This is a genomic window from Streptomyces ruber (genome assembly GCF_014648075.1).
GTDB classification, from domain to species: domain Bacteria; phylum Actinomycetota; class Actinomycetes; order Streptomycetales; family Streptomycetaceae; genus Streptomyces; species Streptomyces ruber.
The window spans coordinates 136019-151377 of the sequence record NZ_BMQK01000016.1 but is presented as its reverse complement, the minus strand read 5'-3'; the positions used below and the strand labels follow the sequence as shown (position 1 = coordinate 151377).

The 15359-nt window shown below is 72.7% G+C and carries 16 protein-coding genes and 1 pseudogene; 12 read left to right on the top strand and 5 right to left on the bottom strand.

Annotation, left to right across the window (positions count from 1 at the left end; all coding sequences use genetic code 11):
* The first annotated feature begins 274 nt into the window (after positions 1-274).
* Positions 275-1054 carry a CPBP family intramembrane glutamic endopeptidase gene (locus IEZ04_RS27620; protein WP_189219685.1) on the top strand — a complete coding sequence of 260 codons (780 nt, stop codon included), beginning with the start codon at positions 275-277 and terminating at the stop codon, positions 1052-1054.
* Positions 1055-1079: 25 nt separating this feature from the next.
* Here IEZ04_RS27620 and IEZ04_RS27615 read toward each other — a convergent pair whose 3' ends face one another.
* Positions 1080-1889 (bottom strand): PhzF family phenazine biosynthesis protein, encoded by an 810-nt coding sequence (locus IEZ04_RS27615; protein WP_189219684.1) that lies wholly within the window; start codon positions 1887-1889, stop codon positions 1080-1082.
* 200 nt (positions 1890-2089) lie between these two features.
* Here IEZ04_RS27615 and IEZ04_RS27610 point away from each other — a divergent pair, with 200 nt between their 5' ends.
* From IEZ04_RS27610 to IEZ04_RS27600, 3 genes and pseudogenes are all read left to right on the top strand, one after another.
* On the top strand, positions 2090-2707 hold the full coding sequence (locus IEZ04_RS27610; protein ID WP_189219683.1) for a PadR family transcriptional regulator: 618 nt from the start codon (positions 2090-2092) through the stop codon (positions 2705-2707).
* A 368-nt stretch (positions 2708-3075) separates the two neighbouring features.
* On the top strand, positions 3076-3648 hold the full coding sequence (locus IEZ04_RS27605; protein WP_229821307.1) for a Clp protease N-terminal domain-containing protein: 573 nt from the start codon (positions 3076-3078) through the stop codon (positions 3646-3648).
* Positions 3649-3695: 47 nt separating this feature from the next.
* Positions 3696-4004: pseudogene (locus IEZ04_RS27600) on the top strand (EamA family transporter); the annotation flags it as partial.
* A gap of 141 nt (positions 4005-4145) precedes the next feature.
* On the opposite strand, the gene IEZ04_RS27595 reads toward IEZ04_RS27600, so the two are convergent.
* Entirely contained in the window at positions 4146-4841 is a 696-nt protein-coding gene (locus IEZ04_RS27595; RefSeq protein ID WP_229821313.1) for a pyridoxamine 5'-phosphate oxidase family protein, read from the bottom strand.
* 128 nt (positions 4842-4969) lie between these two features.
* Between IEZ04_RS27595 and IEZ04_RS27590 the strand changes: the two genes are divergently transcribed.
* Positions 4970-6313: an aminotransferase class I/II-fold pyridoxal phosphate-dependent enzyme gene (locus tag IEZ04_RS27590; RefSeq protein ID WP_189219681.1), complete on the top strand. Its 1344-nt coding sequence runs from the start codon at positions 4970-4972 to the stop codon at positions 6311-6313.
* Between the two features lie 39 nt (positions 6314-6352).
* Here IEZ04_RS27590 and IEZ04_RS27585 read toward each other — a convergent pair whose 3' ends face one another.
* Positions 6353-7354 (bottom strand): DMT family transporter, encoded by a 1002-nt coding sequence (locus IEZ04_RS27585; protein WP_229821312.1) that lies wholly within the window; start codon positions 7352-7354, stop codon positions 6353-6355.
* Between the two features lie 38 nt (positions 7355-7392).
* Between IEZ04_RS27585 and IEZ04_RS27580 the strand changes: the two genes are divergently transcribed.
* Complete coding sequence (locus IEZ04_RS27580) at positions 7393-8298, top strand: LysR family transcriptional regulator (protein ID WP_189219679.1); 906 nt, start codon at positions 7393-7395, stop codon at positions 8296-8298.
* 43 nt (positions 8299-8341) lie between these two features.
* Here IEZ04_RS27580 and IEZ04_RS27575 read toward each other — a convergent pair whose 3' ends face one another.
* Both IEZ04_RS27575 and IEZ04_RS27570 read right to left on the bottom strand, forming a co-directional pair.
* Positions 8342-8809 (bottom strand): pyridoxamine 5'-phosphate oxidase family protein, encoded by a 468-nt coding sequence (locus IEZ04_RS27575; RefSeq protein ID WP_189219678.1) that lies wholly within the window; start codon positions 8807-8809, stop codon positions 8342-8344.
* Between the two features lie 29 nt (positions 8810-8838).
* The gene (locus tag IEZ04_RS27570; RefSeq protein ID WP_189219677.1) at positions 8839-9309 is read right to left on the bottom strand and encodes a Rieske (2Fe-2S) protein; all 471 of its coding nucleotides are present in this window, start codon (positions 9307-9309) and stop codon (positions 8839-8841) included.
* A 270-nt stretch (positions 9310-9579) separates the two neighbouring features.
* On the opposite strand from IEZ04_RS27570, the gene IEZ04_RS27565 reads away from it, so the two are divergent.
* The 6 genes from IEZ04_RS27565 to ung all read left to right on the top strand — a co-directional run bounded on the left by IEZ04_RS27565 (position 9580) and on the right by ung (position 15238).
* On the top strand, positions 9580-10335 hold the full coding sequence (locus IEZ04_RS27565) for a HipA family kinase (RefSeq protein ID WP_189219676.1): 756 nt from the start codon (positions 9580-9582) through the stop codon (positions 10333-10335).
* A gap of 68 nt (positions 10336-10403) precedes the next feature.
* Positions 10404-10814, top strand: a complete 411-nt coding sequence (locus IEZ04_RS27560) for a DUF3037 domain-containing protein (protein ID WP_189219709.1) — start codon at positions 10404-10406, stop codon at positions 10812-10814.
* Between the two features lie 237 nt (positions 10815-11051).
* Positions 11052-11813, top strand: a complete 762-nt coding sequence (fabG, locus tag IEZ04_RS27555) for a 3-oxoacyl-ACP reductase FabG (protein WP_189219675.1) — start codon at positions 11052-11054, stop codon at positions 11811-11813.
* Between the two features lie 37 nt (positions 11814-11850).
* Complete coding sequence (locus tag IEZ04_RS27550) at positions 11851-12627, top strand: SDR family oxidoreductase (RefSeq protein ID WP_189219674.1); 777 nt, start codon at positions 11851-11853, stop codon at positions 12625-12627.
* Between the two features lie 159 nt (positions 12628-12786).
* Positions 12787-14367, top strand: coding sequence for an ABC transporter substrate-binding protein (locus tag IEZ04_RS27545; protein ID WP_189219673.1), 1581 nt, complete (start codon positions 12787-12789; stop codon positions 14365-14367).
* Positions 14368-14554: 187 nt separating this feature from the next.
* Positions 14555-15238 carry a uracil-DNA glycosylase gene (gene ung / locus IEZ04_RS27540; protein ID WP_189219672.1) on the top strand — a complete coding sequence of 228 codons (684 nt, stop codon included), beginning with the start codon at positions 14555-14557 and terminating at the stop codon, positions 15236-15238.
* Positions 15239-15359: the final 121 nt, after the last annotated feature.

Below are 15359 nucleotides of genomic sequence, written 5' to 3'. Positions count from 1 at the left end.
TGCGTGTCGGAAGGATGTGTGTCTGCCGCCCGGACCCGCGTCTGCCCGGACCCGCGTCTGCCCGGACACGTGTCGGCCGGGAGCATGTCGGTCGTGTCGGCCCCAGGGTGGCCCCCTGATGCTTCCTTGACTCCGGTGGGGCGAAGATGGGGCCGACGGACGTGCCCATTCGGAGGTGCAAGTGCAGGCGGACGCGGGCTCGGAGACGGCTTCGGGGCCAGGGACGGCTTCGGGACCCGGTACGGCTCCGGGAGCGGGTACGGCTCCGGGGCCGGTGGCCGGGAACTCGCCCGGGGAGCGGCCGAGCCGGCGGACGCTCCGGGACGAGACACTGCTCGTCCTGGCGGTGTCGCTCGGTGCGAGCGGGGTCTCCGCCCTGATCAGTTTCGTCGGATCGGTCACCAAGCCGGGCGGGCTCAAGGACCAGGCCGCCACGCTCAACGCCTCGGCCGCGCCGGGCCGCCCCTGGCTCGACCTCGCCTGGCAGCTGTTCGGGATCACCACGGCGCTGGTACCGGTGGCCCTCGTGGCGCACTTCCTGCTGCGCGAGGGCGCGGGACTGCGCGCGCTCGGCTTCGACCGTAGGAGACCCTGGTCGGACCTGGGGCGCGGAGCCGCCGTCGCGGCGGTCATCGGCAGCTCGGGCATCGCGTTCTACCTGGCGATGCGCGGACTCGGCTTCAACCTCACCGTGGTGCCGGAAGGGCTGCCCGACGTGTGGTGGAAGTTCCCCGTCCTGGTCCTCTCCGCGTTGCAGAACTCGATCCTGGAGGAGGTCATCGTCGTCGGGTACCTGCTGCGCAGGCTCGACCAGCTGGGCTGGAGCCCGGGGACCTCGCTGGTGGCGACGTCGGTGCTGCGCGGGTCGTACCACCTCTACCAGGGCGTCGGCGGCTTCGTAGGAAACCTGGTGATGGGCGTGGTGTTCGTCTGGCTGTACCGGCGTTGGGGGCGCGTCGGACCGCTGGTCGCCGCGCACACGCTGCTCGACATCGGGGCGTTCGTCGGGTACGCGCTGCTGGCGGGCAAGGTGGGGTGGCTGCCCACGGCGTGACGGTGGCCGTGGGCAGCAGCCCTCGTCACGCCAGCAGCTCCCCCTCGATGACCGTGACCGCGCGGCCGGTCAGCAGGGTGCGGTCGCCGCGCAGTTCGGTGCGGACGAGGCCGGCGCGGGGGGACGCCTGCAGGCCGGTGAGTGCCGGGCGCCCGAGCCGCTCGGACCAGAAGGGGGCGAGGGCCGTGTGGGCGCTCCCCGTGACGTGGTCCTCGTCGATGCCGACGTTCGGGAAGAAGCAGCGCGAGACGTAGTCGTGTCCCCGGCCGGGGTCCTGAGCGCGGGCCGTGGCGATGACGCCGCGCCTGGAGTACCGCCCGAGTGCCCGGAAGTCGGGGGCGAGTCCGAGGACGGTCCTCTCGTCGGGGAGCTCGACCAGCAGGTCGCCGACGTTCGGCCCGGTGTCGAAGGCGGTGAGCGGCTCGGCTCCCAGCGCGTCGGCCACACCGTCCGGGACGTCGGCCGGGGTGAGGGGCGCCGTCGGGAAGTCGAGCGTGATGGTGCCGTCCTGGTGCGGTGTCGCGACCAGCACCCCGCTGAGGGTGGCGAACCTGACCGGGCCGTTGTGGGCGCCCGTCGTGGCGAGGACGTGCGCCGTGGCCAGCGTCGCGTGACCGCACATGGCGACCTCCGTGGCGGGGGTGAACCAGCGCAGTGCCCAGTCGGCCTCGCCGTCCCCGGGCAGCGGGTGGGCGAAGGCCGTCTCGGGGTGGTTGACCTCGCGGGCCACGTTCCGCAGCCGCGCGTCGTCCGGGAAGCTGTCGAGGAGGAGGACGCCGGCCGGGTTGCCGGAGAAGGGGCGGTCGGTGAAGGCGTCGACGATTCGGATGCGCATGGGACGACGTTAGGTGCCCGGCGGAGCCGCCGACCAAGGCCAATCGGGAGGGACTGGACCCCTGCGCCCATCGCTGTCGGTGGGAAACCGGGCAGGCGGGGACAGGACGGCGTGCGCGACGGCCGGGGATTGCCGCACGACAGATTCCGATATATCGTTGAAGCATCGCGACAGATCAACGATGGAATGGGGTGGTGGTGATGCGTACCCGTGGAGAGGGCTACGGATTCGAGCACGGTCACCGACGCGGGCATGGGCACGAGGGGCTGCGCGGTGCCTTCGGGCCCTTCGGTCCGGGGCACGGCGGCCCCGGCTTCGGCGGGCCGGGCTTCGGTCCGGGGCCGTGGGGTGGACGCGGCAGGGGCGGACCCAGGGGAAGGGCGCGGCGCGGTGACGTCCGCGCGTCGATCCTGGCCCTTCTCAGGGACCGGCCGATGCACGGCTACGAGATGATCCAGGAGATCGCCGAGCGCAGTGGCGGGACGTGGAAGCCCAGCCCGGGATCGGTCTACCCCACGCTCCAACTGCTGGAGGACGAGGGGCTGATCACCAGCGAGAGCACGGGCGGCAAGAAACTGTTCTCGCTGACGGAGGCCGGCCGAGCCACCGCGGACGAGGGTCCGCAGGCTCCGTGGGAAGAGGCCTCGCGCGGGGTCGACCAGGAGGCGCTGAGCGAGATCCGGCAGGCCGGCTTCGGTCTGATGGAGGCGTTCGGGCAGGTCTGGAAGGCCGGCAGCAAGGAGCAGCGCGACAAGGCGCTCGCAGTCGTCAACGAGGCCCGGAAGAAGCTGTACCTGATCCTCGCCGACGAGGACTGAGGGCCGACTGGGGCCGGCCGGCGGTCCGCTTCCGGTGGCCCGGTGGCCCGGTGGCGAGGTCCCGGTGGCCCGGTGCCCGGTGGCGAGGTGCCCCGCGGACGCGCGTCCGCGGGGCCTTCACGCGCTTTCAGGTGCTCTTTCACGCGCTGTTCGCGTGCGCTTGCGTGTGCTCTTGCGCGCGCTCCGCGTGCGTGGGGCGCGGGACGGGAGGGCGTGCGCTCCGTCAGGAGGGCCGCGTTTCCTCCGCCGCGGGGGCGCCAAGTCATCCGTAAGGAGGACAACCCCTCGGCCCTGCCCACCTTGCGTGGGAGGGGAGAATGCTGCCCACCGAGGATGACGCCGATCGGCGTGGCTGATGGGGTGGGACCGTGCGACACCGACTCCCTCGGCAGGCGGCCGACGGCCAGGGTCAGGACCAGGATCAGTGCCGGGACCAGGGCCACAGTGACGGTCATGGGTACGCGGAGCCCGTCGCCGGGCTCACCGACGAGCTGGCGGCGGTGGTCACCGGTGCCCGCAGGCGGGCGCTGCGGGACGGGGACCGGCAGATCGACACGGCCCACCTGCTGCACGCGCTCCTGGATTCCGACCCCGAGGCGCGCGCCGTCTTCGGTGACGGTCCGCAGGCCGCGCGGCTGCTCGGCTACCTGGTGCAGCGGAGCATCGGATACGGACTGCGCTGGCAGGGCACCGTCGAGGACTCCGGCGCCCTGCCCGTCGTCACCGGCGCGACGGGCTGGTCGCCGCTGGCGGCCGGGGCGATGGAGGAGGCACGCGCGCGGGCCGAGCGGCGCGGCGAGACGCGCGCCCGTGGGATCGATCTGCTCGCCGCACTCGTGGCGGCCCCCGACGCGCGGGCCGTGGAGGTGCTGAGGCGTGCGGGCGTCGACGCGGAAGCGGTGACGGGAAGCGTCGCGCGGCGGGTGGCGGAGCTGGCCTGACGCGGTGTCGGCCGTGCACCCGCTGTGGGGCACCGGCGCCGCAGCGGGTGACGCTGCCGTCGGCCGTGCGCCACCGTGCTCCGCTGCGCCGTGGGCCCGCGCGGCTCGCCGGGTTCGGGCTGCCGGCCGTGGCAGGTGTCCGGGCCTGCTGCTGCGCCGCGATCTCCCGTGTTCCCGTCGGTGTCGCCCTGCTCGTGCGGTACCTCGGGCCCGCGCTCCTGCTCGGCTGGGTGCGTTCCGTGCAGCGGCGGCCGGTCACGCGCGCCGCGGCCGTCGGCGACGTCCTCGCGGTCGGCGGACTCGCGTGCGTTGTCGAGGTCTGGTCCGGGCCGGGCTTCGACGTCGTCGGCCTGCTGCCAGGTCGGCTACTTGGTCCGGTCCGGCCGGATGCCGACGTGGCCGCGAACGCGGGCGTGGCGGGTGCGTTCCGGGTGCGAGGTGCGAGGTGCGAGGTGCGAGGCCGGGTCGGGCGGTGGCGCCGGGGGCGCGGTGACGCGTCAGCGTGACAGGGCCGCCAGGTAGCCGGGGAGTTCCGTGCCCGGGGCCAGGGCGGCGTCCGGCACCGGGGCCCCGTACTCCTTGCGGAGGGGTACGACGCCGGCCCAGTGGGGCAGGGAGAGGTCCTCGGGCTCGTCGTTGACGCCGCCCGTCCGCACCTTGGCGGAGACCTCGTCGAGGTCCAGGCGGAGCACGGCCGTCGCGGCCGACTCCTTGGCGCTGGCCGCGCGGGTGTCGTGCGAGCGGCCCGGCACGACGTGGTCGACCAGCGCGTCCAGGGCGAGGCGCTTCTCCTCCGGGCCGGTCACCTGGTGGGCGGTGCCGTGCACGACGACGGAGCGGTAGTTGATCGAGTGGTGGAAGGCGGAGCGGGCGAGGACCAGGCCGTCGACGTGCGTGACCGTCAGGCAGACCGCGAGCCCCGGGTCGGCCCCGCCCGCCATCCGCAGCGGGCGCGAGCCCGTCGAACCGTGGACGTACAAGCGCTCGCCGACGCGGCCGTACAGGGTGGGCAGCACGACGGGCGCGCCGTCCCGGACGAAGCCCAGGTGGCAGACGTACCCCTCGTCGAGTATCGAGTGCACCAGCTCCTTGTCGTACGACGCCCTGTGGGCCGCGCGCGTGGGAGTGGTGCGGCCGGTGGAGGCGTAGGCGGGGGAGGGCGTGGGCGGTGCCGCCTCCTGCGACGGCTCCAGCGGAGCCCTCTCCTCGGGCCGGGTCCGAGTCCCGGCCCGGAGGGTTCGCGTTCGGGTCCGAGCCTCAGCCTGAGCCCGCGGGGTGTTCCGCATTGCGCCCTCCATTGCACTAGTGCATACTGTGGTTTGTGCTAGGAGATTACCGGATCGAGGGGCGGCGTGCAGCCGATATAGCGGCGAGCGTCGAGCGCGCGGTGGGTTCGGGCGAGTTGGAGCCGGGGCAACTCCTGCCGTCCATGCGGGAGTTGGCGGTCCGGCTGGGCGTGAATCCCAACACCGTCGCGGCCGCCTATCGCACGCTGCGCGAGCGCGGGGTCATCGAGACCGCCGGGCGCCGGGGCAGCCGGGTGCGTCCGAAGCCGGCCACCACGGGCCGCGAGTACATCCGCGTGGACGTACCGGCGGACACCCGCGACCTCGCCGACGGCAACCCCGATCCGGCGCTCCTGCCGCCGCTCGCCGACGCCTTGGCGGCCGCCGCCGAGCAGGGGGATCGCCGGCCCGTCCGGTACGGCGACGCCCCCGTCGAGCCGGAGCTGGCCCGTATCGCCCGCGCGGAGCTGACCGCCGACGGCGTCCCGGACGGGCCGGTCGCCGTCGCCTCCGGGTCGCTCGACGCCGTCGAGCGTGTCCTGACCGCGCACCTCAGGCCCGGTGACGCGGTCGCCGTCGAGGACCCCGGCTGGGGCGGCCTGCTCGACCTCGTCCCGGCGCTCGGACTGCGGGTCGTCCCCGTGGAGGTCGACGACGAGGGACCCGTTCCGCAGGACCTGGGCCGTGCCCTGGTGGGCGGGGCGCGCGCCGTGGTCGTCACGGACCGGGCGCAGAACCCCACCGGTGCCGCGGTGACGGCCTCACGCGCGCGTGTCCTCCGCTCGGTGCTCGGCGAGCACCCGGACACCCTGCTCGTCGAGGACGACCACGGGTACAAGCTGGTCGATCAGCCCCTGCACCCGCTGGCCGGCTCCACGCGGAGCTGGGCCTTCGTCCGCTCGGTCGCCAAGGCGTACGGGCCCGACCTGCGTCTCGCCGTACTCACCGGGGATCCCGTCACCGTCGACCGGGTCCGTGGCCGGCAGCGGCTCGGCCCGGGCTGGGTGAGCCTGCTGCTGCAGCGGGCCGTGGTCCGGTTGTGGGCCGACGGCGCCGTCGACGCACGTGCCGTGGCCGCCGCGTACGGGAGACGGCGCGAGGCCCTGATCGCCGCGCTCGCCCGGCGCGGTGTCCCGGCGCACGGGCGCAGCGGGCTGAACGTATGGGTGCCCGTGCCGGACGAGACCGGCGCGGTCGCCCGCTTGCTGCACGCCGGCTGGGCCGTGGCGCCCGGCGCACGCTTCCGGACGAGCGCGCCGCCGGGCATCCGCATCACCGTCTCCACGCTGCCCGAGGACGAACGCGACGGCGAGGTCGAGCGGCTGGCGGACACGGTGGCCGCTGCGGTCGGTCCCGTTCCGGCACGGCGTTACGGATGACGGCGCGCGGGCGGGGCCCGCCGCTGCCCGCGCCCGGACCTACGGCCGGCGCCTGGCCTGGGTGAGTGCCGCGCCCGCGAGGACGATCACCGCGCCGACCGGAGTGGACCAGGTCAGCGACTCACCGAGCAGCGCCACTCCCGCGGCCGTGGCGATCACCGGGACGAAGTACGTGACCATCTGGGCCGTCGTCGGTCCCACCTGGTCGACCAGCCCGTACTGGACGAGCATGGCGATCCCCGTGCCGAGGACGCCCAGTGCGGCGACCGCCAGCAGCGGCACCATCGGGAAGGAGGTGGGCAGGGTGGTGAACAGCGGGGTGACGACCGCGAGCTGAGCGGTGCCCAGCAGCAACTGGCCGCCGGTCAGCGACAGATGGGAGTGTCCGGTGCCGACCAGTGTGCGGCGGACGTAGACCCACCCGACCGGATAGCTGAGCGAGGCCAGCAGTGCCAGCGCCGTGCCCGAGGCGTCCAGGCCGCTGAAGCCCTGCCAGGCGCCGAGCACCGTCAGTACGCCGAGGAAACCGACTCCGAGACCGGCGACCCGTACCCGCGTCGGCCGGTCCTCCGACAGGGCGACCAGGGACAGGGCCATGCCCCACAGGGGCGAGGTCGCGTTGCAGATGCCCGCGAGCGTGGACGGGATCGTCAGTTCCGCGTACGCGAACAGCGAGAACGGCAGCGCGTTGAGCAGGAACGCCGCGACCGCGAGGTGCCCCCACACACGGGCGCCGCGGGGCAGCCGCTCCCGCTTCACCGCCAGCGCCACCATGAGCACCGCCGTCCCGAACGCCAGCCGCCCCAGGGTGACCTGGAAGGGCGCGTAGCCGCCGGTGCCCACCTTGATCAGAAGGAAGCTGAAACCCCAGACCAGGGACAGGAAGAGGAAGCGGAGCCGCCAGTCGACGGTGGGCCGGCGGCGTCCGGCGGCCGGAGGCGCGGACGGGACCGCGCCGGGTGAGGAGACGGACGCGGACGCCGGTGAGGGAACGGTGGTGGTCATGTCCGCAACGATGCTCCGCGCCATCTCGTAGCACAAGCGAGAATTGGTGAGCATAATCTCGTAGCATCGCTTACATGTTGAACCTGGAGCGCCTGCGCACCCTGGACGCCCTCGCCCGGCACGGTTCGGTCAGCGGAGCGGCGGCCGGGCTGCACGTCACGACCTCGGCCGTCTCCCAGCAGATGGCCAAACTGGAGCGGGAGGTGGGGCAGCGGCTCCTCGCCAGGAACGGGCGCGGCGTACGTCTGACCGACGCCGGCCGGCTGCTCGCCGACCATGCCACACGGATCCTGTCGCAGGTCGAACTCGCCCAGGCCGACCTGGAGGCGCAGCGCGGTCAGGTGGTGGGTGAGCTGCGGCTCGCCGCGTTCCCCACCGCGATGCGCGGGCTGTTCCCGTCCGTGCTCGGCGAGCTCCGGGCGGGGCACCCCGCGCTGCGGGTGAGCTCACGGGAACTGGAACCACAGTTCGCGATCAACGCGGTGGTCAGGGGCGACATCGACCTGGCCGTCGTCATGGACTGGTACAACAAGCCCCTGCCCATGCCCGAGGGTCTCGTCAGGGCGGCCGTGCTCGACGACCCCGTGGACATCGCGATGCCGGCCGGACATCCCCTGGCCGGTCGGGACGAGGCCGACCTGGCGGACTTCGCGGACGACGAGTGGGTGGCGTGGTCCGAGGGCGAGTTCTGTCACGAGTGGCTGTTCTCCACGCTGCGCGCGGAGGGCGTCGAGCCCCTCATCACCCACCGCGCGCAGGAGCACCAGACGCAGCTCGCTCTCGTCGCCGCGGGGCTGGGCGTCTGTGTCGCTCCCCGGCTCGGCCGCGATCCGCTGCCGGAGGGGGTGCGGACCGTGCCCGTGCGGCACCGGGTGACGCGCCATGTCTACGCCGTGTGGCGCTCCGATGCCGACCGCCGTCCGTCGATCAAGGCGGTGGTGGCGGCGCTGCGGCGGGCGGGGGCGACGATCGCGTCCTGAGGAGGACCCCTGAGTGCTCAGGGGTCACCGTCGCACCACTCGTTCACAGTGCTCCCAGCTTCCGGAAGTCCCAGGAGGCGGTCCGTTCCGGTGCCAGCCGCAGCCAGGCGTGCCGGCCGTCGTGCGGCAGCTCGTCGACGGCGAAGTACTTGCGGGCGAACAGCCGCTCCACCGCGGTCAGTTCGGCACAGGGCTCGCCCGTGCGCGGCACCTCCCCGACGACCTCGACGGCGCCGGACAGCTCGGCGCCCCGCAGTTCGCCGTACTCCTCTCCCGCGTCGACCACGACGGCGACCCGCGGGTCCCGGCGCACGGCGGCCCAGCGCTTGCTGCGGGTGATCGAGTACAGCCACAGCGACGCGCCGTCCCAGACGAACCAGAGCGGGCTCACGTGCGGGGAGCCGTCGGCGGAGACCGTCGCCACCCGGCAGGTGCGCTGCGTGGTCAGGAACGCGTCCAGCTCGGCCGGCGTCATCATGATCTTCCGGCCCCGACGTTGTGTACCGGTCATACGGATCCTTTCCCGGGAAGGCCGGGCGGTCAGGCGAGCTTGATGGAGTCCCCTTCCACACTGATCCGCTGCGCGGGCAGTGCCACGGACGCCGGCCCGCTCTGCACGCTGCCGTCCGTGATCGAGAAGTTGCTCTGGTGGCAGGGGCAGTTGATGACGCCGTTCGCGACGCTCTTCACGGCACAGCCCTGGTGGGTGCACGTGGCCGAGAACGCCTTGAACTCGCCCGCCGTCGGCTGCGTCACCACCACGCCCTCACTCGCGAAGACCTTGCCGCCGCCCTCCGGAATGTCGGCGGTCTTCGCGAGTTCGGTGCCGGCCTGGGCGTTCCCCTCGCCGTTCCCCCTCGAGCCGCCGGCGTCCTGGCTGCCGGCAGCAGCCGACGAGTCGTCCGACGAACCGCACGCGGTCAGTGCGACGGCGAGTCCCGCCGCGCCGGCCGCCGCCATCACGGTACGGCGGGACCGGAGTGCGGTGGGCTGGAACGATGCGCTGGCCATGTCGGAGTTCCCTTCCACGAGATGCGTCGTCGGAACGCGTCGGGTGCGGTACGTGTACGTGCGAGACGCATCCGGTGCGCGTTCCGAGTGCGTCACGAGCTGTGCTCGGCTGCACAGAGGTACGGAGCGTGGCCGTCCACTGCTCAGCCCCGGGGACGATGAGGACTTCGACCCTACTGGTATCGAAAGTGGCATGTGCCGCGAGGGGCCGGAGAAGGTGCGCACGGGAGTCACGACGGGCTCCGGGCCGCACGCCGGTAACCTGGGCGCGTGCTCAAGGAACTCACCGCGACCCGGTTCGTCACACCCTTGCGCGAGGGCGGTTCGCTGCCGGGACTCGTCGAGGCCGACGACCGCGGCACGTACGTCATGAAGTTCACCGGTGCAGGGCAGGGCCGCAAGACGCTCGTCGCGGAGGTCGTCTGCGGCGGACTCGCCCGGCGGCTCGGGCTGCGGGTGCCGGACCTGGTGACCCTCGACCTGGACCCCGTGCTGAGCCTCGGTGAGCCCGACCAGGAGGTGCAGGAGCTGCTCAAGCGCAGCGGCGGCACCAACCTCGGGATGGGGTTCCTGTCCCGCGCGCTCGGGTTCGACCCGCTCGCCTTCGAGGTGAGTCCCGAGGAGGCGGGACGCGTCGTCTGGTTCGACGCGCTGGTGAACAACGTCGACCGGTCCTGGCGCAACCCCAACCTCCTGGTGCGGGACGGCGATCTGTGGCTCATCGACCACGGCGCCACGATGATCTGGCACCACAACTGGTCCGGCGCTCGCGCCCTCGCCGACCGCGCCTACGACGCCTCGGACCACGCCCTGGCGCCCTTCGCGCCGGATGTCGCGAGCGCCGCCGCCGAACTCGCGCCCCGGGTCACCGAGGACCTGCTGGCCGAGGTCACCGCCGAGATCCCCGAGGTGTGGCTGGCGGACGAGCCGGGGTTCGAGTCCGCGGACGCGCTCCGGCGGGCGTACGCGGAGCCGCTGCTGACCCGCGCCGCAGTCGTCCACGACCGCATCGAGGGGATCAAGTGAGCGGCCCGATGAGTGAGCACCCGATCGAGCACCTGAGCGAACGGATGGCCGGGCACCTGGCCGAGCGGATGACCGAGCGCACCCTGGCGACCCGGTCGACGGAGCAGGACGTCTTCGAGTACGCGCTGCTGCGGGTCGTGCCCCGGGTGGAGCGCGGCGAGTGCTTCAACGCGGGCGTTCTCGTGTACTGCCGCGCCAGGTCCTTCGTCGGCGCCCGTACCCACCTCGACGAGACCAAGCTGCTCGCGCTGGACCCCCGGGCCGACGTGGCCGGCGTACGGGCCGCGCTGGGCGCCGTCGAGCGAATCTGCGCCGGGGGAGAGGCCGCGGGACAGGCCGCGCGCGACGACGCCGGACGGCGCTTCCGTTGGCTGATCGCGCCCCGTTCCACCGTGATCCAGCCCGGCCCGGTGCACACCGGGTTCACCACCGACCCGGCCGCCGAGACGCGGCGGCTGCTCGATCTCCTGGTCAAGTGAGGGGCCGCGCCCGCCGTCCTCCGGCCCGCTGGGTGACCGCGCCCGCCGCTGCCGATCGATCACTCGTCGCCCACGCGCCGTTGACACCGGGTGCCGCGGTCTCTAGCGTCACGTCCGGGACAAGGTACTAAGCGGTCGCTCACCCGAAGGGCGTATCGCCGGACCGCGGGCCCACCGGGGGCCGCTCCCATGACCGGGAGCCGCCCACAGGCTTTCCCAGGACGAGGAGAGGCAGCAATGTCCACCACTGAGCAGCGGGTCGCCGTGGTCACGGGTGCCGCACGCGGCATCGGCGCCGCGACCGCCGTACGCCTGGCCGCGGAGGGCCGCGCCGTCACGGTGATCGACCTCGACGAGAGCGCGTGCAAGGACACCGTGGAGAAGATCACCGCCGCCGGCGGCCACGCGCTCGCGGTCGGCTGCGACGTCTCCGACGAGGCGCAGGTCGAGGCCGCCGTCACCCGGATCGCCGAGGAACTGGGCGCCCCCACCATCCTGGTGAACAACGCGGGCGTGCTGCGCGACAACCTCCTCTTCAAGATGAGCACCGGTGACTGGGACACGGTCATGAACGTGCACCTGCGGGGAGCCTTCCTGATGACCAGGGCCGTCCAGTCGTACATGGTCGAGGCCGGGTTCGGCCGCATCGTGAACCTGTCCTCGTCCTCCGCGCTCGGCAACCGCGGCCAGGTCAACTACTCCGCTGCGAAGGCCGGTATGCAGGGCTTCACCAAGACCCTCGCCATCGAGCTCGGCAAGTTCGGGGTCACCGCCAACGCCGTCGCGCCCGGCTTCGTCGTCACGGACATGACCGCCGCCACCGCCGCCCGGGTCGGCATGGACTTCGACGACTTCCAGGCCGCGGCCGCCACCCAGATCCCGGTGCAGCGCGTCGGCCGGCCCGACGACATCGCGAACGCCATCGCCTTCTTCACCGGTGAGGACGCCGGCTTCGTCTCCGGCCAGGTGCTGTACGTCGCCGGCGGACCGCTCGACTGAGGTCCGGTAAGGGAACGTGAGCGAAGACGAAAGGGACATGACTGCTGTGGAACTTCCCGAGCTCGCCGAGCCGTCGGGCAGGGTCGCGCTGATCACGGGGGCCAGCCGCGGCATCGGCTACGGCGTCGCCGAGGCGTTCGTCGCCCGCGGTGACCGCGTGGTCATCACCGGCCGCAACGAGGACGCCCTGAAGGAGGCCGTCGAGAGGCTCGGCGCCGACCGGGCCCTCGGCGTGGCGGGCAAGGCGCACGACGAGGCCCACCAGGCCGTCGCCGTCGACCGCGCCATGGAGACCTTCGGACGCATCGACTTCCTGGTCAACAACGCCGGCACCAACCCGGTCTTCGGTCCGATCGCCGACCTCGACCTGGACGTGGCGCGCAAGGTGTTCGAGACCAATGTCGTCTCGGCGCTCGGCTTCGCCCAGCGCACCTGGAAGGCGTGGCAGCGGGAGAACGGCGGGGCGATCGTGAACATCGCCTCCCTCGCGGGTGTGTCCGCCTCGCCCTTCATCGGCGCGTACGGCATCAGCAAGGCCGCGATGATCAATCTGACCCTGCAGCTCGCGCACGAGTTCGCACCCCGGGTACGGGTCAACGCGATCGCGCCCGCCGTGGTGAAGACCAGGTTCGCGCAGGCCCTGTACGAGGGCCGGGAGGCGGAGGCGGCCGCCGCGTACCCGCTGGGACGGCTCGGTGTGCCCTCCGACGTCGGAGGCGCCGCCGCGTTCCTCACCTCGGACCAGTCGGACTGGATCACCGGGCAGACCCTCGTCGTGGACGGCGGCATCTTCCTCAACGCCGGAGTCGGCTGACGGCACCGGCCGACGGCGTCGGCGGGCGTCCGCGCGGACCCGCCGACGCGTGGCCGCCCGAGACGATCAAGTGACCGTACGGAAAAGGGAGTTGAACCGAGGAGACGCTGCGGTAAGGTCTGCCGATCCTTGTGGTACGGCCGATCGAGGAGCGTACGCGTGTTCTATCGGGACAGATGGCTGCGTCAGCTGGCGGCGACCACCTCGTTACTCCTGGTCGCCGGATGCGGTGTCCTCTTCTCGGACTCCTCCGACGACGGGGAACCGATCGTCGTGGGGACGACCAGTTCCCCCAGCACCCTGGATCCGGCGGCCTCCTGGGACAACTCCTGGGAACTGTTCCGCAACGTCTACCAGACCCTGCTGAGCCACCCCCCTGGAGCGGCCGGGCCCGAGCCCGACGCCGCCGAGTCCTGTGCGTTCACGGGCAGTCACCGCACCGTCTACAGCTGCACGCTGCGCGAGGGCCTGACGTTCTCCAACGGGCACGCGCTGGACGCGCGGGCGGTCAAGCACTCCATCGACCGGATCAAGGACATCGACGCGGCCGGCGGTCCCGCGGGGCTGCTGGGCAACCTCGCGCGCGTGTGGGCGAAGGACGACCGCGAGATCGTCTTCCACCTCGACGAGCCCGACGCCACCTTCCCTCTCGTCCTCGCCACCCCCGCCATGTCCCTCGTGGACCCCGCCGACTACCCCGCGGACGCGCTCCGCGACGACGGCGCCGTCACCGGCTCGGGGCCCTACGAACTGCGCGCCTACGACGAGGGCAGGCAGGCGGAACTCGTCGGCAACGACACCTACGAGGGCTTCGCGGACCGCCGCAACGACGCGGTGACCATCCGCTATTTCCCGGACTCCGCCGGCATGGTGGACGCCCTCGAGGCGGCGGAGATCGACGTCACGTACCGCGGCCTCGGCGCCCCGGACGTCGTGGACCTGCGAAGCAGCCACGAGGAGAAGGGCCTCCGGCTCATCGAGCACGCCGGCACCGAGATCAGCTACCTGGTGTTCAACCCCGAGGACCCGTGGGCGGGACGGGCCGCCGTCCGCAAGGCGGTCGCCCAGGTCGTCGACCGCGCGGCCCTGGCCCACAAGGTCTACCGGGACACCGTCGAACCGCTGTACTCCATGATCCCCACGGGGCTGGCCGGCCACACGACCGACTACTTCGACGACTTCGGGGAGCCCAGCCCCGCCAAGGCACGGCGCATGCTCACCGACGCGGGCATCACCGAGCCCGTCCCGCTCACCCTCTGGTACGCCACCGACCGCTACGGCTCCCGGACCGGGCCGGCGTTCGAGGAGCTGGAACGGCAGCTGGAGGCCTCCGGTCTGTTCGCGATCACGCTGCAGGGCCGCCCCTGGAAGACGTTCGTGAACGGCTGTCAGAAGGGCGCGTACCCGGTGTTCGGGCGCGGCTGGTTCCCCGACTTCCCCGACGCCGACAACTTCGTGGCCCCCTTCGTGGGCGAGCGCAACGCCCTCGGTACGCCGTACCCGGTGCCCGAGATCACCTCCGAGCTGCTGCCCGCGTCGCGCCGGGAGACCGACCGCGGTGAGGTGGCCGGGCAGTTCGAGAGGGCCCAGCGGATCCTCGCCGCCGACGCCCGGCTGCTGCCGCTGTGGCAGGGGAAGCAGTACGTGGCCGCGAGCCAGGAGATCGGGGGCGGCGACCGGGCCCTGGACCCGTCGACGATCATGGTCGTGTGGGAGCTGTTCCGGAAGACCGGCTGGTAGGTTCCCCCGTTCCCCCCGTTCCCCCCGTTCCCCCCGTTCCCCCCGTTCCCCGTTCCTCCGCGGTACGGCTCCGGCTGTCAGTGGCCGCCTGTAGGTTCAGTGGTGTGACGGCGGCCATGTTCCACGCGGCCGTCCGCGGCCGCGCCCCGCGTGGCCGTGAGCGACGCACGTATCGGAGGAAGTTGACGTGACCGACATCGCCATGCTGCCCGAGTCCTGGCGCGGCGTCCTGGGCGAGGAGCTGCAGCAGCCCTACTTCAAGGAGCTCACCGAGTTCGTGGAGGAGGAGCGCGCCAGGGGTCCCGTCTACCCGCCCCGCGAGGAGGTCTTCGCCGCGCTGGACGCCACGCCGTACGACCGCGTGAAGGTGCTCGTCCTCGGCCAGGACCCGTACCACGGCGAGGGCCAGGGGCACGGTCTGTGCTTCTCGGTGCGGCCCGGGGTGAAGGTGCCGCCCTCCCTGCGCAACATCTACAAGGAGATGCACGAGGAGCTGGGCACGCCGATACCCGACAACGGCTACCTGATGCCGTGGGCCGAGCAGGGCGTGCTGCTGCTCAACGCGGTGCTCACGGTGCGTGCCGGCGAGGCCAACTCGCACAAGGGCAAGGGCTGGGAGAGGTTCACCGACGCGGTGATCCGCGCGGTGGCGGACCGGCCCGACCCGGCGGTCTTCGTGCTGTGGGGCAACTACGCGCAGAAGAAGCTCCCGCTGATCGACCAGGAGCGGCACGTGGTGGTGAAGGGCGCGCACCCCTCGCCGCTGTCCGCCAAGAAGTTCTTCGGCTCCCGTCCGTTCACGCAGATCAACGAGGCCGTGGCCGCGCAGGGGCACGCGCCGATCGACTGGACGATCCCGAACCTGGGCTGACCCGTTCGCGTACGTCCGGCCACGTACGTCGACCGCGTACCTCCCGCCCGTCCGGCGGTGCCCCGGCGCGCCGCCGAACCGGGGTGTCACCGGCCTGGCCCAGTGGGCGCTCGGAGCGGCC